Source organism: Vibrio paucivorans (assembly GCF_054053395.1).
Map to the genome: position 1 here is coordinate 1109164 of NZ_CM133230.1, position 18141 is coordinate 1127304.

General features: G+C 45.6%; 19 protein-coding genes. 16 read left to right on the plus strand and 3 right to left on the minus strand.

The genetic code is table 11. The features are described 5' to 3' along the window. Nucleotides 1–47: 47 nt before the first annotated feature. The 3 genes from cmoB to ACXABW_RS05280 form a co-directional block, all read right to left on the minus strand. Nucleotides 48–1019 carry a tRNA 5-methoxyuridine(34)/uridine 5-oxyacetic acid(34) synthase CmoB gene (gene cmoB, locus ACXABW_RS05270; protein WP_457524358.1) on the minus strand — a complete coding sequence of 324 codons (972 nt, stop codon included), beginning with the start codon at nucleotides 1017–1019 and terminating at the stop codon, nucleotides 48–50. Nucleotides 1020–1149: 130 nt separating this feature from the next. Next, nucleotides 1150–1887, minus strand: a complete 738-nt coding sequence (gene cmoA, locus ACXABW_RS05275) for a carboxy-S-adenosyl-L-methionine synthase CmoA (RefSeq protein ID WP_265687384.1) — start codon at nucleotides 1885–1887, stop codon at nucleotides 1150–1152. Between the two features lie 103 nt (nucleotides 1888–1990). After that, nucleotides 1991–2857, minus strand: a complete 867-nt coding sequence (locus ACXABW_RS05280; RefSeq protein ID WP_457524360.1) for a DUF72 domain-containing protein — start codon at nucleotides 2855–2857, stop codon at nucleotides 1991–1993. Between the two features lie 275 nt (nucleotides 2858–3132). Between ACXABW_RS05280 and aspS the strand changes: the two genes are divergently transcribed. The 16 genes from aspS (at nucleotide 3133) to ybgF (ending at nucleotide 18028) form a co-directional block, all read left to right on the plus strand. Beyond that, the gene (gene aspS / locus ACXABW_RS05285; protein ID WP_457524362.1) at nucleotides 3133–4911 is read left to right on the plus strand and encodes an aspartate--tRNA ligase; all 1779 of its coding nucleotides are present in this window, start codon (nucleotides 3133–3135) and stop codon (nucleotides 4909–4911) included. An 81-nt stretch (nucleotides 4912–4992) separates the two neighbouring features. After that, nucleotides 4993–5514 carry a crossover junction endodeoxyribonuclease RuvC gene (gene ruvC, locus ACXABW_RS05290; protein ID WP_252030292.1) on the plus strand — a complete coding sequence of 174 codons (522 nt, stop codon included), beginning with the start codon at nucleotides 4993–4995 and terminating at the stop codon, nucleotides 5512–5514. 142 nt (nucleotides 5515–5656) lie between these two features. Further along, a complete protein-coding gene (locus ACXABW_RS05295; protein ID WP_457524363.1) occupies nucleotides 5657–7108 on the plus strand; it encodes a methyl-accepting chemotaxis protein in 1452 nt (483 codons plus the stop codon). Nucleotides 7109–7189: 81 nt separating this feature from the next. Continuing rightward, nucleotides 7190–7807 (plus strand): Holliday junction branch migration protein RuvA, encoded by a 618-nt coding sequence (gene ruvA, locus ACXABW_RS05300; protein WP_252030296.1) that lies wholly within the window; start codon nucleotides 7190–7192, stop codon nucleotides 7805–7807. A gap of 59 nt (nucleotides 7808–7866) precedes the next feature. Next, nucleotides 7867–8871, plus strand: coding sequence for a Holliday junction branch migration DNA helicase RuvB (ruvB, locus tag ACXABW_RS05305; RefSeq protein WP_457524364.1), 1005 nt, complete (start codon nucleotides 7867–7869; stop codon nucleotides 8869–8871). A gap of 475 nt (nucleotides 8872–9346) precedes the next feature. Continuing rightward, on the plus strand, nucleotides 9347–10939 hold the full coding sequence (gene cydA / locus ACXABW_RS05310; protein ID WP_252030300.1) for a cytochrome ubiquinol oxidase subunit I: 1593 nt from the start codon (nucleotides 9347–9349) through the stop codon (nucleotides 10937–10939). Between the two features lie 17 nt (nucleotides 10940–10956). After that, nucleotides 10957–12093: a cytochrome d ubiquinol oxidase subunit II gene (gene cydB, locus ACXABW_RS05315; RefSeq protein ID WP_457524365.1), complete on the plus strand. Its 1137-nt coding sequence runs from the start codon at nucleotides 10957–10959 to the stop codon at nucleotides 12091–12093. Between the two features lie 31 nt (nucleotides 12094–12124). After that, the gene (gene cydX, locus ACXABW_RS05320) at nucleotides 12125–12232 is read left to right on the plus strand and encodes a cytochrome bd-I oxidase subunit CydX (RefSeq protein WP_457524366.1); all 108 of its coding nucleotides are present in this window, start codon (nucleotides 12125–12127) and stop codon (nucleotides 12230–12232) included. Continuing rightward, on the plus strand, nucleotides 12225–12530 hold the full coding sequence (ybgE, locus tag ACXABW_RS05325; RefSeq protein ID WP_457524367.1) for a cyd operon protein YbgE: 306 nt from the start codon (nucleotides 12225–12227) through the stop codon (nucleotides 12528–12530). Before cydX ends, ybgE begins: the two co-directional genes overlap by 8 nt. A 165-nt stretch (nucleotides 12531–12695) precedes the next feature. After that, nucleotides 12696–13115 (plus strand): tol-pal system-associated acyl-CoA thioesterase, encoded by a 420-nt coding sequence (ybgC, locus tag ACXABW_RS05330; RefSeq protein ID WP_457524369.1) that lies wholly within the window; start codon nucleotides 12696–12698, stop codon nucleotides 13113–13115. Beyond that, nucleotides 13105–13788 carry a protein TolQ gene (tolQ, locus tag ACXABW_RS05335; RefSeq protein WP_457524371.1) on the plus strand — a complete coding sequence of 228 codons (684 nt, stop codon included), beginning with the start codon at nucleotides 13105–13107 and terminating at the stop codon, nucleotides 13786–13788. Before ybgC ends, tolQ begins: the two co-directional genes overlap by 11 nt. A 3-nt stretch (nucleotides 13789–13791) precedes the next feature. Beyond that, nucleotides 13792–14235, plus strand: a complete 444-nt coding sequence (tolR, locus tag ACXABW_RS05340; RefSeq protein ID WP_457524372.1) for a protein TolR — start codon at nucleotides 13792–13794, stop codon at nucleotides 14233–14235. Nucleotides 14236–14246: 11 nt separating this feature from the next. Then, the gene (tolA, locus tag ACXABW_RS05345) at nucleotides 14247–15296 is read left to right on the plus strand and encodes a cell envelope integrity protein TolA (RefSeq protein ID WP_252030312.1); all 1050 of its coding nucleotides are present in this window, start codon (nucleotides 14247–14249) and stop codon (nucleotides 15294–15296) included. A 13-nt stretch (nucleotides 15297–15309) separates the two neighbouring features. Next, nucleotides 15310–16659, plus strand: a complete 1350-nt coding sequence (tolB, locus tag ACXABW_RS05350) for a Tol-Pal system beta propeller repeat protein TolB (protein ID WP_252030314.1) — start codon at nucleotides 15310–15312, stop codon at nucleotides 16657–16659. Nucleotides 16660–16690: 31 nt separating this feature from the next. Then, complete coding sequence (pal, locus tag ACXABW_RS05355; RefSeq protein ID WP_252030316.1) at nucleotides 16691–17230, plus strand: peptidoglycan-associated lipoprotein Pal; 540 nt, start codon at nucleotides 16691–16693, stop codon at nucleotides 17228–17230. A gap of 15 nt (nucleotides 17231–17245) precedes the next feature. Then, complete coding sequence (ybgF, locus tag ACXABW_RS05360; protein ID WP_265687391.1) at nucleotides 17246–18028, plus strand: tol-pal system protein YbgF; 783 nt, start codon at nucleotides 17246–17248, stop codon at nucleotides 18026–18028. Nucleotides 18029–18141 lie beyond the last annotated feature (113 nt).

Genomic DNA, 18141 nt, shown 5'->3' on the forward strand with positions numbered 1-18141 from the left:
GAGTAGAGTAGCGTTGTCAAGCGTATCTACGGTTAGAACTTTGTCAATTATGGTTTGTTTGCAACCAGAATTGCACGTCGTGGCGCAGGATGGCCTTCGACGGTCTTACTTGGATCGTTCGGGTCTAGATAATCTGGTAGTGAATTGTGCGTCATCCATTCCGTTGTTCTCTGTTCACCAACAGTGGTGACATTTTCATCAACGATACGAACATTCTTAAATCCAACTTGTTCTAGCCATACCTTCAATGCACGTGCAGACGGGAAAAAGTAGACATTGCGCATTTGTGCGTAGCGATCAACTGGAACCAGTACCGCGTTCTCATCCCCTTCGATAACTAGGGTTTCGAGCACCAACTCACCACCAGACACCAATTGGTCTTTTAGCTGAATCAAGTGATCTAACGGAGAACGGCGGTGGTAAAGCACGCCCATGCTGAACACGGTATCAAAGGCTTCCAGCTTAGGAAGTTGCTCGATACCTAATGGAAGTAGATGCGCTCGTTGGTCGTCACCCATTAATTTTCGAATGGCTTCAAACTGGATTAAGAAAAGGTGTGAAGGGTCAATGCCCACACATAAGCGAGCTTCTTCACCCAGCATGCGCCACATGTGATAGCCGTTACCACAACCAACATCAAGTATGCTGCGATTTTTGAGAGGTGAAATATGGGGTAGCACGCGATCCCATTTCCAATCACTGCGCCACTCGGTATCAATGTGAACTCCGTGCACCGAGTATGGACCTTTGCGCCATGGGTGGAAGGTACGCAGCAAGTTTTCTAATTTCTTGAGCTCACCTTGGTGAAACGGTGTATCGTTCGTAAGGGTCACGGAGTTTTTTAGATCGATTTGATCTGGTGAGCCTTCAGGGACTTTGTTGAGTGCTTTGAGCCAGCGGCCAAAATCACCGTGTTCTGCATTTTGCCAATCGGTAAGTTGTTGCGGCAGAGTATTTAGCCAAGGCTGAAGACGCGTGTCTTGAGCGATAAGTTGATAAAAATTAGCAAAATTAAACATAGTCGTTACTTTCGTTATAACAGGCAGCAGTTGCTGCTGTTTAAATTAATGTATTGTTTGGCTTAGAGCTTAGAGCTTAGAGCTTAGAGCTTAGAGCTTAGGATCAGCGTACTAAATTCCGTAGTAATGGTTATTTAATCGCAAACATCGAACCGAAATTAAAGCATTGAAACCAAACTTCACTGCTTGAGAACCCGATGTCTTTGAAGCGATCTTTATGTGTCTGGATAGAGTCTGGACGCATTACATTTTCAATTGCACTACGTTTTTGGCTGATTTCTAATTCGCTATAACCATTGGCTCGTTTAAAGTCATGGTGCAGGTCAATCAGAAGCTCGTTTGAGATGTTATCTTCAAAAATATACTTTTCTGAAAGGATCAGAATGCCGCCAGGACGCAGACCTGCGTATATCTTCTCCAATAAGGACTGACGATCTTTTGGTGAGAGGAACTGCAAGGTGAAATTCAGTACAACCACAGAGGCATCCTGAATATCGATGTCTCGAATATCGGCTTCAACCACTTGTACAGGGGTATCGCTGCGGTACGCGTTGACGTGCAACTTACAACGCTCAACCATAGCTGCAGAATTATCAACAGCAATGATTTCACAGCCTTCTTGTTGTATATGGCGGCGCATAGATAGAGTGGCTGCACCCAATGAACAACCAAGATCGTAGACTTTAGAGTGAGGCTTAACGAAACGTTCCGCCAACATACCAATAGCAGAGATGATATTGCTATAACCCGGTACCGAGCGCTGGATCATATCCGGGAATACTTCAGCTACACGCTCGTCGAACGTGAAGTCGCCAATTTTATCGATAGGTGCCGAAAAAATGGTATCTGAATTGCTCTTAGGGTTCATATCTCAATCTCTTACAAACTAGCACTGGTCGTGAAGACTGCTAAAAAAGGCGCGTATTTTATGAGAATTTTAGCACCGTGTCATCTTTGGTTATAAGAGATGGCTAAAACATCTGTATCTGAGAGTTGCCATCATCGGCGGGAAAACTGGCGAGATCGGGAAGCGCGCTTTTTTGCTGCAATTTTCGATAGAAATGAGCGGCAAGTTCAGGAGCGATAATGTTATCCGCTGTGTGTATCATCACATACGGCTGTTTTCCTTGCTCAATCCATTGCGGCAGCTTAGCTAACCACGATTGAAAAAACGCGTCATTCTTCTCTTCTTCTGGGAGCCCAATAAAGCGGATCATGGGATGCTGCGCGGTTGCAATAGCGTGAACAGGGACTCGCGGCTTTTTTTGCTGGGCGTCGATCAGGGCTGCTGTTGTCGCAGGTTCGGAAAAGACTGGGCGGCTGTCCATTATTATGCGGTTGTAGCCTTGTTCAATCAGCCAATGATTGAGTGTGCGTTCAGCTTCTCCTTTGGTGAAGAATTCTTGGTGCCTAACTTCCACTCCAATAGGAAATTCCTTTGGGAACAGCTGGCAAAACTTTTTGAGATGATTTAGGTGATCTGGGCCGAACGCTGAAGGTAGCTGAATGGTCCATTGTCCTACACGATCGTGCAGTGGTTTCATTACTTGCATGAAGGCTGTGAGTTCACCTTGAGCGCCTTGCAACATCTGCTGGTGCGTGATCGCCTTGGGCAGTTTAAAAGTAAACTTAAAGTCGTCGTGTGTTGCGGCTTTCCAGTTCTGGACGGTGGATACACTTGGTGTCGCGTAAAAGGTTGTATTACCTTCAACGGTGTGAAATACACTCGCATACTTTTCGAGCCTCTCGGCGGGTTTTGTACCGCTACCATAGAAACTTTGCTGCCAATTATTGTGTGACCACATTGTAAGGCCGAATCTGACGGGTAAGTTGTCCATTTTTCAACGCTTTTGAACTTGTTGAGGACTACTTTACGAGAGTTTTGAAGAAAAGGGTAATCTCGCGCTATAATCCGCACAAATTTTCTCTGTTAGGTGTAGTTTTGTCTATTTGTTAGCCTAATAAGCACCAAGAGATAATAAATAGCAATAAATTGTATTCTGAACAGTCGATCTGAAATGACTTTCAGCGTATAAATGGAACTTTGCTCTATTGGTCAAAATCAGGCCGATAGAGAGTAATCAACAAATATTAAGAGATTGGGAAATTCATTATGCGTACCCATTACTGTGGTCACCTGAACAAGTCCCTTGCAGGACAAACTGTAGAACTTTGCGGCTGGGTTAACCGTCGCCGTGATTTAGGCGGTCTTATTTTCATCGATATGCGAGATCGTGAAGGCGTTGTTCAGGTAGTTGTCGATCCAGATATGGCAGATGCGTATGAAGTGGCGAACACACTTCGTAATGAATTCTGTATCAAATTAACGGGTGAAGTCCGCGTTCGTCCTGACAGCCAAGTAAACAAAGACATGGCGACAGGTGAAGTAGAGATCATCGCGAAAGGCCTTGAAATCATTAACCGCGCAGATGTTTTGCCTCTAGACTTCAACCAGAAGAACTCAGAAGAGCAACGTCTAAAGTACCGTTACCTTGACCTTCGTCGTCCTGAAATGAGCGATCGCATCAAACTACGTGCTAAAGCATCTAGCTTTGTTCGCCGTTTCCTAGATGACAATGGCTTCCTAGACATCGAAACACCAGTACTAACGAAAGCGACACCAGAAGGCGCACGTGACTACCTAGTACCTAGCCGTGTTCATAAAGGTTCGTTCTACGCGCTTCCTCAGTCTCCTCAGCTATTCAAACAGCTGCTAATGATGTCTGGCTTCGACCGTTACTACCAAATCGTTAAGTGTTTCCGTGATGAAGACTTACGTGCTGACCGTCAACCAGAATTTACTCAGATCGATATCGAAACGTCATTCATGACGGCTGATGAAGTTCGCGCGACTACTGAGAAAATGGTTCGCGATATGTGGCAAGAGCTACTAAACGTAGATCTAGGTACATTCCCAGTGATGCCATTTTCTGAAGCGATGCGTCGCTTTGGTTCTGACAAGCCAGACCTTCGTAACCCACTAGAGCTAGTAGACGTTGCTGATCTAGTGAAAGATGTTGAATTCAAAGTATTCTCTGGCCCGGCTAACGACGAGAAAGGTCGCGTAGCGGTAATCCGCGTACCTGGCGGCGCTAAGCTGACTCGTAAGCAAATCGACAGCTACGGTGAATTTGTTGGTATCTACGGTGCGAAAGGTCTAGCTTGGATGAAGGTGAACGACCGTGCTGCTGGCATGGAAGGTATCCAATCTCCAGTAGCTAAGTTCCTAAGCGAAGACGTAATCAACGGTATTCTAGATCGTACTCAAGCAGAATCTGGTGACATCATTCTGTTTGGCGCTGATAAAGCAAACACGGTATCTGAAGCAATGGGTGCACTTCGTCTGAAGCTAGGTACTGATCTTGAGCTAACCGATGAGTCTGCATGGGCTCCGCTATGGGTCGTTGACTTCCCAATGTTCGAAGAAGACGACGAAGGTAACCTACACGCGATGCACCACCCATTCACATCGCCTCTAGGTGTGACTGCGGAAGAGCTTAAAGCTAACCCGGCAGCGGCGAACTCTAACGCATACGACATGGTTCTAAATGGCTACGAAGTGGGCGGTGGTTCTGTACGTATCCACAACGCAGAAATGCAGTCAGCAGTATTCGATATCCTAGGTATCGAAGCAGACGAGCAACAAGCTAAATTTGGTTTCCTACTCGATGCATTGAAGTTCGGTACGCCACCGCACGCTGGTTTAGCATTCGGTCTTGATCGTCTAGTAATGCTACTTTGTGGTACCGAGAACATCCGTGATGTTATCGCGTTCCCGAAAACAACCAATGCATCGTGTCTGCTAACAGATGCGCCAAGCCTAGCTAACCCAGCAGCTCTAGAAGAGCTAGCCATTGCGGTTACGGCAGCGAAAGATAAAGGCGCTGAGTAAGCTCTAATATCTTAGAAAAAACTCCCGCTCTGGCGGGAGTTTTTGTTTTAATGAAAGAAGTAGCAAAAAGATAGGAATTGCATGACGGTTATTCTAGGCATTGACCCAGGTTCGCGAATCACAGGCTATGGCGTTATTCGTCAACAAGGTCGTCACCTTCACTACATGGGAAGCGGCTGTATTCGTACTTCTGAGAAAGAGTTGCCCGGAAGGTTGAAACAGATTTATGCCGGGGTAACAGAAATCATTACTCAGTTTCAGCCGGATGTGTTTGCCATCGAACAGGTGTTTATGGCGAAAAATGCCGATTCAGCCTTGAAGCTTGGCCAAGCTCGAGGGAGCGCCATAGTTGCAGCAGTCAATGCAGATCTTCCCGTTTATGAGTATGCGGCAAGGCTTATCAAGCAAGCGGTGGTAGGCACAGGTGCAGCTGATAAAGCGCAGGTGCAGCATATGGTTCAGCATATGTTAAAGCTGCCAGCCAAACCCCAAGCCGATGCGGCCGACGCACTCGGTGTTGCGATCTGTCATGCCAACACGAACAAAACCTTGGTTGCTCTGGCGGGTAAGGCAAGCGGCGCCAAGAAAGGTCGTTATCGCTAATTGGGGAGTCTTACTTAAGCGAAAGACATGTTGGTCAAAAATGAGACATATTAAACAGTTTTGATAGCGTGGTTTGTTATTAAAATGTTGCATGAATATAGTGGTCGGAGGTCTAATTAGAATCAATCAAGGAAGATTGGCAATGAACCCAGCTACTCTATGGCGTGCCGCATGCATGCCTTCTCAGCATAATTGGCAGCGTAGCCAACAGCGCCAAGCAGAGATTTTATCGCTTTTCACATTTATCGCATTTCTTGTCGGTATTTATAGTTTTATTAAGTGGTCAAAACATGGCCATGAAGCGCTGATATTCACGTCTATGTTACTCATCGCGTTAGAACTTGCTTCCGCAGCGACACTTCGTTTTGCTAAACAACCGGCACTAGCACTAAATATTGGCTTTGTAGGCATGACCGTACATGCGCTCAATATCATCTATCAAAGTGGTGGGGTTGTTGATTCAACCCAAGCATTTTGGGTGCCTTTATTAATCGTTGCTTTTTTCTTGTCTGGAACGCGGATTACGGCTCTGACTTGGAGTACGATCGTAATAGTACTCTCTGCGATGATGACCTTTCAGCACTTAGGTGGGGTACAGTTTCCGCAGCTTACACTGAGCGACTCTGCTAGCCGCGTCGAAGTCTGGTCGGGTACAGTGCTACCGTTGGTGGTGATTTGCATAGCCCAATCGTTTACCGCAAAGCAGCGAGATAAAGCGATATCAATAGCAGAGAAGGCGAAACAAGACAGTGAAGTGGTGGCTTCTCAAGCTCAAACCGGAGCAGAACGTCTTGCCAATGTTTTGGAACAAGCGACGACGAATTCTAGCGAGCTGCAAAATGTTTCCGTTGTGATAGAAAAGCAGTCCCAACAACTCGATGGCCAAGTAAACCAACTCAATATTAACTGTGAATCGCAGGCGAGCGCTGCAGAGCAAATGAGCCAACAGGTTCACCACATGGCTTTAGGTGTCGAGGAGTCGAGTAAATTTGTCGATGAGTTGCATGCGCGTAGTAATCAGGTGCACCAGCAAGCGGCGAAGAGCTCAGAACTGTTAAGAGCGTCGACCTCTGCGATTAGCCAAATATTAACCAGCCATGAAGAGATCATGAAAGTGGCAGATCTCATCACTTCGGTGGCAGAGCAAACAAATTTATTGGCTTTGAATGCTGCCATTGAAGCGGCGCGCGCCGGCGAGCAAGGACGGGGGTTTGCTGTGGTAGCAGAGCAAGTTAGGGAACTATCGGCTAAAAGTAGTCATTCAGCGATAGAGATCCGAAACCTACTTGACCGCAGTGAGCAAGAGGTAAAGCATGGGCAGGAAGTGGTTACGTCTAGCGCCGAAACAATGAATGCGATTATCAGCGCAGTCACGACCATATCGACGGATGTTAACGGACTAGCGGACATTATGGCAAAGCAGATGGAGTCGTTGAAAGAGCTGGATGAAGCCAGCAGCGAAGTGGCGTCGAGCGTCGTTAATACCAAAAGCATTTCCGAAGTCGTGGCTCAGAATGGTAGCCAGCTGAATGAACAAGTGGACTCAATGCGTCAACTTACTTACCAACTCGACCAAGTCGTCTCTAAAATTTAGCTTTCCAATGACTAAAAGGACTGGATGTCTATCCAGTTCTTTATTATTCTGTCGCAAATTCATTTCTAAAGAGAACTAATTGTGATTGGACGTCTTCGTGGCTTACTTATTGAAAAACAACCGCCTGAGTTATTAATTGAAGTGAATGGCGTTGGCTATGAAGTTCAAATGCCGATGAGTTGCTTTTACGAGTTACCAAATGTCGGTGAAGAAGCCGTGATTTACACCCACTTTGTGGTGCGTGAAGATGCTCAATTGCTTTATGGGTTCAATACAGTCAAAGAACGCGCTTTGTTTCGCGAAGTGATTAAAGCCAACGGCGTAGGCCCTAAATTGGGCTTAGGTATTCTGTCGGGTATGACGGCAAGCCAATTTGTTTCGTGCGTTGAGCGTGAAGACATCTCTACCTTGGTTAAGTTGCCGGGGGTAGGTAAGAAAACAGCTGAACGTCTGGTTGTAGAAATGAAAGATCGCCTTAAAGGCTGGGGCGCCGGTGATCTATTTACGCCTGCTACCGATGCTGCGCCAATCGACTCTGCCCCGGTTGCCGAGCAGCCAAATGCTGAAGAAGAAGCGATCAGTGCACTCTTGGCACTTGGCTACAAACCGACGCAAGCATCGAAAGTTGTGTCACAAATTGCTAAGCCAGATATGAGCAGTGAAAGTTTGATCCGTGAAGCGCTAAAATCTATGGTGTAGTACCCTTAGATATTGTTCGTAAACATGCTTAAGACACACTGCTGATTGGATAACTATATATGATTGAAGCAGATCGTTTGATCGCACCAGACAATCCAGTTTTTAAAGAAGAAGACGTTATTGATAGAGCAATACGTCCGAAGAAGCTCGCCGATTATCAAGGTCAGGATCATGTTCGTGATCAGATGGAAATTTTCATCAAAGCGGCTCAGCTTCGTAACGAAGCGCTCGACCATTTGCTGATATTTGGCCCTCCAGGCTTGGGTAAAACCACGTTGGCAAATATTGTCGCGAACGAAATGGAAGTCAACATTCGTACCACATCTGGCCCGGTATTGGAAAAAGCCGGTGATTTGGCAGCGCTACTGACTAACCTTGAAGAAAATGATGTCCTGTTCATTGATGAGATTCACCGTTTAAGTCCAATGGTCGAGGAAGTACTTTATCCTGCGATGGAAGACTACCAATTGGACATCATGATAGGTGAGGGGCCAGCTGCCCGTTCAATCAAAATTGACTTGCCTCCTTTTACGTTGATTGGTGCGACAACTCGAGCGGGTTCGTTAACGTCACCACTTCGCGACCGTTTTGGTATTACTCAGCGTTTGGAGTACTACAAGATTGAAGACTTGCAGCACATCGTCCAGCGTAGTGCTGATTGCTTGAATCTTTCGATGGAAGCAGAAGGCGCGATGGAAGTTGCTCGTCGCGCACGTGGTACGCCGCGTATTGCAAACCGCTTACTTCGCCGCGTTCGTGATTACGCTGAGGTGAAGGGCAACGGACACATCTGTGCGGATGTCGCGGATAAAGCCCTAAATATGCTTGATGTCGATGCAGAAGGTTTCGACTATATGGATAGAAAGCTATTACTGGCCATTATGGAGAAATTTGGCGGTGGTCCAGTTGGTTTAGATAATATGGCTGCAGCAATTGGTGAAGAAAAAGATACTATTGAAGACGTATTAGAACCTTACCTTATTCAACAAGGTTACCTTCAAAGAACTCCCCGCGGACGTATAGCGACTGATCGAGCTTACTTACACTTCGGGCTCAATAAATAATCAAAAATGAGATATAAGTTTTCAGTGCCAGACTCACAAAGTCTGGCATTTTTATTTGTGATCCATGTCTCATTTGAGTCAATATGTATAGCCCTTTTGGGTTAACGGATTTTTATGCTTGTTAATCTAGCGTTTACTCAATTAATCCAATGCCTGCCAGACGTCACCTGAAATTAACATTTACACTAAAAAATGGTTGATCCATATCAATATGACGCTTTTCTGTGCAAAAATGCGCCACAAAAGTTGATTTAAATCAAAGCGCTTTCCGTCTATAAATTTTTTGAAACATACATTTTTTAGCAGTAATATTAGCTCCAGCTATATTAGCTACAGCTTAACAATTAACTAACCATAACAGTACATAAATGCAACATTGGATTATATTTATTCAACATTTGGTGTGTATGATTAATATTCACTCATTTGGTTGCACAATGTCGAAATGTCTTCAGCCGACATTATAGGAGTTATCATGCTTGACATTGACGTAGTTGATTTATCGCGGTTGCAGTTTGCACTCACTGCGATGTATCACTTCCTATTCGTACCTTTGACACTAGGTATGGCTTTCCTATTAGCCATCATGGAATCACTGTACGTAATGACCGATAAGCAAATCTATAAGGACATGACAAAGTTCTGGGGTAAGCTTTTCGGTATTAACTTTGCACTTGGTGTGGCAACAGGCCTAACCATGGAATTCCAGTTTGGTACGAACTGGTCGTACTATTCTCACTATGTCGGTGACATTTTTGGCGCTCCTTTGGCCATTGAAGCGCTGGTAGCCTTTTTCCTAGAGTCGACGTTTGTTGGTTTATTCTTCTTCGGCTGGGACCGTCTGTCTAAGCGTCAGCACTTGACGGTTACTTGGTTAGTTGCACTGGGTTCAAACTTCTCTGCACTTTGGATTCTTATTGCGAACGGCTGGATGCAAAACCCTGTCGGCGCTGAATTCAACTTCGAAACCATGCGTATGGAAATGGTGAGCTTTGCAGAAGTAGTCTTCAACCCTGTAGCACAGGTGAAATTTGTTCACACAGTTGCATCGGGTTATGTAACAGGTGCGATGTTCGTGCTTGGTATCAGTGCATACTACTTGCTGAAAGGTCGCGATGTGGCATTCGCTCGTCGTTCATTCGCAATTGCTGCGTCATTCGGTATGGCTTCAATTCTATCTGTACTAGTTCTAGGTGATGAATCTGGCTACGAAGTGGGTGAAGTTCAAAAAGTTAAGCTGGCAGCTATTGAAGCAGAGTGGCACACCGAGCCGGCTCCTGCTGCATTTACTCTATTTGGTCTTCCGAACCAAGAATCAATGGAAACAGACTACGCAATTAAGATCCCTTACGTAATGGGTATTATCGCGACGCGTTCTATCGATACTGAAGTAACAGGTCTTCGCGACTTACGTGATGAGCACGTTGATCGTATCCGCAACGGTATGTATGCATACGAGTTGCTAGAAAAACTGCGTGCAGGCGATAAGTCTGAAGAAAACAAAGCAGCATTTGATGAAGTGAAAGGTGACTTAGGTTACGGCCTACTTCTGAAGCGCTACACAGAGAACGTAGTAGACGCAACAGAGGAACAGATCCAAGCGGCAGCGGATGACTCTATCCCAACGGTTTGGCCTCTATTCTGGTCGTTCCGTATCATGGTTGCTTGTGGTTTCATCATGTTGTTTGTATTTGGTGCTGCGTTTGTACAGACGTGCCGTCATAAAATCGAACAGAAGCCTTGGGTATTGAAAGCTGCGCTATTTAGTATCCCACTTCCTTGGATCGCTATTGAAGCAGGTTGGTTTGTCGCGGAATACGGCCGTCAGCCATGGGCGGTAGGTGAAATCTTACCAACGCACGTTGCAGCATCTGCTTTGACTATTGGCGAGCTTTGGACATCACTATTTGCAATTCTTGCACTGTACACTGTGTTCCTAATTGCAGAAGTATACCTAATGCTGAAATTCGCTCGTAAGGGGCCAAGCAGCCTGAAAACTGGCCGTTACCACTTTGAGCAAAACGGTACGTCTGTTGAAGACAAAGTTAGCCGTCAAGTAGAAGCGTAAGGCAGGGAGAATCTACAATGTTTGATTACGAAATTTTACGATTAATTTGGTGGATACTGATTGGTGTTCTGCTGGTAGGTTTCGCCGTGACTGATGGCTTCGACATGGGTGTTGCTGCTCTGTCTCCTGTTATCGGTAAGAGCGACACTGAACGTCGCATTATGCTGAACACCATTGCTCCTCACTGGGATGGCAACCAAGTTTGGTTAATCACTGCGGGTGGTGCACTGTTTGCTGCATGGCCTCTAGTTTACGCAACGTCGTTTTCTGGATTCTATTTAGCTATGTATGTAACGCTAGCGGCACTGTGGCTACGTCCACTTGCTCTAGACTACCGTTCTAAAATTGAAGATCCAAAATGGCGTAAAGCTTGGGATTACGCGCTTTGCTTTAGCGGCACAGTTCCACCAATTATCTTTGGTGTTGCTTTTGGTAACCTGCTTCAAGGTGTTCCATTTGAGCTAAACAGCCTACTGATGTCTGAGTACAAAGGTTCGTTCTTTGCTCTATTGAACCCGTTTGCTCTACTGTGTGGCGTACTAAGCTTGATGCTGTTTGTGATGCAAGGCGCCACTTGGCTTCAAATGAAGACCACAGAGTCACTACACGAGCGTGCTCGCGGCGTTGCTCAAATCACAGGTCTAATCGCTGTTGCACTATTCGTAGCGGGTGGCTTCTGGGTTCAATCTATCGATGGCTACGTGATCACAAGCACACTAGACACAATGGCTGATTCAAACCCACTAAACAAAGAAGTAGCGGTTCAAGCTGGTGCGTGGATGGCGAACTTTGAAACGTACCCAGCAATGTGGGCTGCGCCTATCCTAGGTGTGGTAATGCCATTGCTCGCGGTTGTAGCGTCTCGCTTAGAACGTGGTGGCTTTGCATTCTTGTTCTCGAGCTTGTCGAACACTGGTGTTATTTTCACTGCTGGTTTTGCTATGTTCCCGTTCTTGATGCCTTCAAGCCTAATCCCGAATCACAGCTTAACAATGTGGGATTCAACAGCGAGTGAATTAACACTTGGCTTGATGACTGCTGTAGCGGTGGTAATGGTACCAGTGATTCTTGCTTACACGACTTGGACTTACTACAAAATGTTTGGTCGTCTGGATAAGAAGCACATCGAAGATAATGACGTTTCAGCTTACTAAGCTAGAAGTTCAATAACTTAGGAGAAATTTTATGTGGTATTTCGCATGGATTTTGGGTGTACTTCTAGCATGTGCATTCGGCATCATTAACGCTCTTTGGTTAGAGCACAAAGAAATGATGGATAAAGACAGTGAGTAATCTCGCTGAGCAGGTAGCTAAGCTACATGCGCCTATGGATAAGGCTCTATTTAGAGCCTTATCACTTGTACTAGGGTTTGCTCACGTTGCAATGGTGATGTGGGATCCGGAACTCTACGCTACACATATCGGCGGTTTTAACGCAGTGATTGGCCCGTTGCTGATCTGGGCCGTGTGTTCTAGCATGGTATATGGGATTGGTTTTAAGCCTAGGTACTGGCTGTGGCAAGTCCTGTTTAGTCCCTATTTTTCGCTCACGATTCTGGTCTATTTAACCATGTTAAGGTTACTGGGATAGAATTCGTTACAAAATCGCCGAATTTATATTCAAGTTAGCGCTGCCTCTTTGAGACAGCGCTAATTTTTTATCTATTGGCGCTTAAAACCCTTATTAGCACTTGTACTAATAGTAATGAGTTGCGTTATAGTATCTGCCCGTAATCTATTAACTTTCGGTATTGTTGTGCAATCGACAGCTACAATTTTTCATTGGCCAGTGACCGTCTATTACGAAGACACAGACGCTGGTGGTGTGGTTTATCATGCCAACTACATAAAGTTCCTAGAGCGTGCTCGAACTGAAATGCTCCGTTCGTTAGGGGTGTCTCAGAAGGTACTTCTGGAACAAAAGACTGGCTTTGTGGTCAGACACATCGATATCGATTTTCTTCAAGGTGGACACCTTGATGATCAACTAGACGTGAAAACCTCTGTTGCCCAACTCAAAAAAGCCTCGATTGTATTCTGTCAGGAGATCGTAAATCCTGATGGGGCGATATTGTGTAAGGCAATGGTTAAGGTAGCATGTATCGACACAGACAAAATGAGGCCGAAAGCGATGCCTCAATCTATACTTTTGGAGTTTACCCACAGTGACCGCTGATATTTCATTTTTTGACCTATTTTTACAGGCTAGCTTTCTGGTAAAGATGGTGATGTTGATCCTTTTGGGTATGTCGATTATCTCTTGGGCGATGATCATTAAGCGCAGCAAAGTGCTGACGCAAGCGACAAAAGATGCAGACTCATTTGAAGATAAGTTTTGGTCTGGCAAAGATTTATCGCTGCTTTACCAAGATGTAAAAAAACGCAAAGACGATATTTCTGGCACAGAAGAGATATTTTATTCAGGTTTCACTGAGTTTGCGCGCCTGTGCAAATCTAACGCAGACTCTCCAGATTTCATTATGGAAGGCACAGGCCGAGCGATGCGTGTTGCAGTAGCTCGTGAAGTAGATGAACTCGAAACTAACCTACCATTCCTAGCAACTGTTGGTTCAATCAGCCCATATATCGGCCTATTTGGTACGGTATGGGGGATCATGCACGCATTCATCGCATTAGGCGAAGTGAAGCAAGCAACGCTGGCAATGGTTGCTCCTGGTATCGCGGAAGCACTGATTGCGACAGCGATGGGCCTATTTGCTGCGATTCCTGCGGTAATGGCATACAACAAGTTCAGCAGTAAGGTTGGTAAGTTAGAGCATAACTACGCAACATTCTCTGAAGAGTTCCACAGCATCTTGCACCGTCAGGCGATGGCTGGAAAGGAATAGAGCATGGCGGGTTACCAACCTAAAAAACGTAAAATGACAGCAGAGATTAACGTTGTACCCTACATCGACGTTATGCTGGTTTTACTGATTATCTTTATGGTGACGTCTCCTTTCGTTACGCAAGGCGTGGACGTCGAACTGCCAAAAACATCGACAGCTAAACCTGCATCCGAACTGGCTGGGGATAGCGACAGCAGCTTTATCATCGTGGAAATCGACAAGGATGGAAACCTAGGATTAAGCGTGAATGATGAAGAAGTACAGCGTGGAATGTCTATCCAAGACATCGTAGTGAGAGTCAAAGCCGAGTTATCTATCAAGCCTGATTCACCAGTGGCTGTTGGCGGCGATGCCTCGACCTCATACGCTGAAGTTGTTTTAGTGCTGGATGAATTGAGCCGCGCAGGTATTCCAAAAGTTGGATTGCTGACGGATATCAGGGAATAGAACTGTTATTCATGAAAGAGCAGAAATCGAAAAAGAACGATATTACTAAGCCGATTGCTATCTCTGCGGGCCTGCATGCCGTTTTGATTGCAGCGCTGCTATTTGGTACGGACTTTACCATGTCTAAGCCAGAGCCTGCGGGCAATATGGTTCAAGCTGTGGTGATTGATCCGCAATTGGTTCGTCAGCAAGCTCAAGAAATTCGTAATCAGCGTGAGGCGGCGGCCAAAAAAGAGCAAGCTCGCCTTGATAAGCTACGCCGTGAGAGCGAGCAGCTAGAGAAAAGCCGCAAAGCAGAAGAAGAACGTATTCGTAAGCTGAAAGAGCAGCAAGCCCGAGAAGCAAAAGCCGCTCGTGAAGCTGAGCAACAAAGAATTCAGCGTGAGAAAGAGCGTAAAGCCGAAGAAGCACGAGTGAAAAAAGAGCGTGAGCAAGCAGCGAAACTCGAAGCTGAGCGCAAAAAGAAAGAAGCTGCGATTCGCAAAGCTGAGGAAGAGCGTTTAGCTAAAGAAGCCGCAATTGCTAAAGCTGAAAAAGAACGAATTGCGAAAGAAAAAGCGGCTCAAGAAGCTAAAGAGAAGGCCGAACGCGCAGAGAAAGAGCGCATAGCGAAAGAGAAGGCTGCAAAAGAGGCAGCTGAAAAGGCTCGTAAAGAGAAAGAGCGTCTAGAGCGCTTAGAGCGAGAGCGTAAAGAGCAGGAAGCCGCTCTGAATGACATCTTCGCTGGGCTTGAATCCGAAGCTGCGCAAAACAGCTCTGCTCGAGCTCAATATGTATCAAGCGAAACGGATCGCTATGGCGCAATTTATACACAGCTGATTCAGCAAAATCTTCTCATAGAGGACAGTTTCAGGGGAAAGTCTTGTCGAGTTAACTTGCGCCTGATACCAACAGGTGCTGGTGCTATCGTGGGTGAGCTAAATATCCTTGATGGTGACAATAGGCTTTGTGCAGCAGCGAAACGTGCAGTGGCTCAGGTTGGGACATTCCCGTTACCAAAAGATGAGCCAGACGTCGTTGAGAAACTCAAGAACATTAATCTAACGGTAGTACCGGAGTAAAAAGGAAAAGCTTGTGATTAAGCGATTAATTTTAGGATTCCTACTCATCGCATCGAGTAGTATGCAGCTTGCCAATGCTGCATTGGAGCTGGTCATTACTGATGGTATTAACTCAGCGCGCCCAATAGCGATCGTCCCTTTTAAATGGGAAGGTGGAAAACTTCCTCATGACGTTTCGGCTGTTATCGCTTCAGACTTACAACGAAGTGGTAAATTTAGCCCGGTGGCAACATCAAAGATGCCACAAACCCCTTACTCAGAAGCTGATGTGAACTTCGATGCTTGGTCGACACTCGGTGTCGACGCAATGCTTACAGGTTCGATTACCAAGGGTGAGGGCGACAACTACGTTATCAATTACCAACTTATCGATGTGGTAAGAGGGCAATTGACCAGTGGCCAAAGTAAAGCACTGAGTGACGATGGCCAGTTGGTGTTGTCGAAAGATCATGTTCTGTTCAACAAACGTGCTACTGTTCCTGGTCCACGTCTGCGTGAATATGCTCATCGCATTTCTGATCTGGTCTATGAAGAGCTAACAGGTGAGCGCGGCGCTTTCTTAACGCGTATCGCTTACGTTGTTGTACAAGATAAAGACGCCTACCCGTATCAACTACGTGTTGCGGATTATGACGGTTACAACGAACGCTTAGTTCTGCGCTCAAAGCAGCCGCTCATGTCTCCAGCATGGTCTCCTGATGCTAAAAAATTAGCGTATGTCAGTTTCCAAAATGGCCAAGCTGAAATATTTATCATGGATATTTACACTGGTAAGCGAGAGAAAGTGACGTCATACCCACGTCACAATGGTGCGCCAAGATTCTCTCCAGATGGCAGTAAACTAGCGTTGGTGTTATCCAAAACGGGTAGCCTACATGTCTACACTTTGGACCTGAAAACACGAAAACTAACACAAATTACACGCGGTAGATCAAATAATACGGAACCATTCTGGCATCCTGAAGGTAATTCGTTAATCTTTACCTCGGATCGGGGTGGTAAACCACAGATATATCAAGTAAATTTGGCAGACGGTGCGACCAACCGTCTTACTTGGCAAGGCAGCCAGAATTTAGGTGGTCAAATTACTCCTGATGGTCGATTCCTCGTAATGGTGAATCGCAGTAATTCGGGCTTTAACTTGGCTAAACAAGATTTGGAAACGGGGGCAGTGCAAATTCTGACTAAGACTTTGCTTGACGAGTCTCCAAGTATTGCTCCTAATGGCGGCATGGTCATTTACAGCTCTATCTACAATACAACCAACGTACTTTCGATGGTGTCGATAGACGGACGTTTTAAAGCTAGATTACCGGCAACAAACGGGCGTGTTAGAGCGCCTGCGTGGTCACCGTTTTTGTAGCAAGTAAGTATCAATAAGTAAGGAAAATAAAATGCAACTTAATAAAGTTCTTAAAGGGCTACTAATCGCGCTACCTGTACTAGCAGTGACAGCATGTAGTTCAAGTGATGAAGCAACAGATGCATCTGGTGCTGAAACTAACCAAACTACAGCTGGTTCAGAAAATGGTGTAGATACTACAGTTGTTTCACCAATCGATGCGAACAGCCAACTTACTGAGCAAGAGCTTAAAGAACAAGCTCTTCGCGAAACTCAAACAATTTACTTCGCGTTCGATAATGCAACTATTGCAGGTGACTACGAAGAAATGCTAGCTGCGCACGCTGCGTACCTAAGCAAAAACGTAGACATGAAAGTAACTATCGAAGGTCACGCTGATGAGCGCGGTACTCCAGAGTACAACATCGCTCTAGGTGAGCGTCGTGCACAAGCTGTAGCTAAGTACCTACAAGCTCTAGGTGTTCAAGCTGACCAAATCTCTATCGTTAGCTACGGTGAAGAGAAGCCTCTTCTACTAGGCCAATCTGAAGAAGTATACGCTAAGAACCGCCGCGCAGTTCTAGTATACTAATCGAGGATACGCCTCATGTTCAGTAACTTTAAGCGCGTTGTTACGCTTACGTTACTGGCAAGTGCAGCGAACACTGCGTTCGCTGCACCAGCTCCAGTATCAGACCTTAACAGTGAAGCACCCGCGCAGAAATCCCAACCTGTAAGTTCTTCTTCATCAGAAACTGACATCGAACGTCTGGAGCGCTTGCTTGCCAATCGCAATCAAGTTCAGTTGCAAATGCAACAACAGATCGATGATATGTCTCTTGAGATCAGCGAACTACGCGGTCAATTAGAAAAAAATAGCTACGACATGCAGCAAATGTTGCAACGTCAACGCGAGCTATTTATCGAACTCGATAAAATTCGTGGCGAAATGAAAAACGCGGCGAAAGTAGTACCAGTCGACTCCAAAACAGATGAGCCGAAAGGGACGTTCAGTAGCAATATTGATGAGCAAACGGCTTATCAGAATGCTGTTGATATGATTCTAAAACAGAAAGACTACTCAGGTGCGATCGTCGCATTAGAGCAGTTTCAAAAAGATTACCCAGACTCAAGCTTCGCGCCTAATGCTCACTACTGGTTAGGGCAACTTTATTTTGCTAAGAAGCAAGATAAAGAAGCGGTGAAGAGTTTTGCAGCGGTTATTACTTACAAAGACTCAAACAAACGAGCGGATTCTCTAGTTAAGCTTGGCGACATCGCAGAGCGAAACAACAATGCTGAAGCTTCTAAGAAATACTACCAGCAAGCGATCGACGAGTATCCAGGTAGTGCTTCTGCCAATGTTGCTAAGCAAAGGCTGAGCAAGTAACTCGGCTATTTCAACTTAAAGAGGCGGCTTTACCAAATTGGTAATGCCGCCTCTTTTGCTTCGTTATTAGCTAAATGTCTTTCTGTTATACGCTATAGGTTGCAGCGTGAACT

Excerpts from the sequence above, each read along its gene's own strand:
- cmoB (WP_457524358.1), bottom strand. The coding sequence starts at position 1,019 with ATGTTTAATTTTGCTAATTTTTATCAACTTATCGCTCAAGACACGCGT.
- cmoA (WP_265687384.1), bottom strand. The coding sequence starts at position 1,887 with ATGAACCCTAAGAGCAATTCAGATACCATTTTTTCGGCACCTATCGAT.
- ACXABW_RS05280 (WP_457524360.1), bottom strand. The coding sequence starts at position 2,857 with ATGGACAACTTACCCGTCAGATTCGGCCTTACAATGTGGTCACACAAT.
- aspS (WP_457524362.1), top strand. The coding sequence starts at position 3,133 with ATGCGTACCCATTACTGTGGTCACCTGAACAAGTCCCTTGCAGGACAA.
- ruvC (WP_252030292.1), top strand. The coding sequence starts at position 4,993 with ATGACGGTTATTCTAGGCATTGACCCAGGTTCGCGAATCACAGGCTAT.
- ACXABW_RS05295 (WP_457524363.1), top strand. The coding sequence starts at position 5,657 with ATGAACCCAGCTACTCTATGGCGTGCCGCATGCATGCCTTCTCAGCAT.
- ruvB (WP_457524364.1), top strand. The coding sequence starts at position 7,867 with ATGATTGAAGCAGATCGTTTGATCGCACCAGACAATCCAGTTTTTAAA.
- cydA (WP_252030300.1), top strand. The coding sequence starts at position 9,347 with ATGCTTGACATTGACGTAGTTGATTTATCGCGGTTGCAGTTTGCACTC.
- cydB (WP_457524365.1), top strand. The coding sequence starts at position 10,957 with ATGTTTGATTACGAAATTTTACGATTAATTTGGTGGATACTGATTGGT.
- cydX (WP_457524366.1), top strand. The coding sequence starts at position 12,125 with ATGTGGTATTTCGCATGGATTTTGGGTGTACTTCTAGCATGTGCATTC.
- tolR (WP_457524372.1), top strand. The coding sequence starts at position 13,792 with ATGGCGGGTTACCAACCTAAAAAACGTAAAATGACAGCAGAGATTAAC.
- tolA (WP_252030312.1), top strand. The coding sequence starts at position 14,247 with ATGAAAGAGCAGAAATCGAAAAAGAACGATATTACTAAGCCGATTGCT.
- pal (WP_252030316.1), top strand. The coding sequence starts at position 16,691 with ATGCAACTTAATAAAGTTCTTAAAGGGCTACTAATCGCGCTACCTGTA.
- ybgF (WP_265687391.1), top strand. The coding sequence starts at position 17,246 with ATGTTCAGTAACTTTAAGCGCGTTGTTACGCTTACGTTACTGGCAAGT.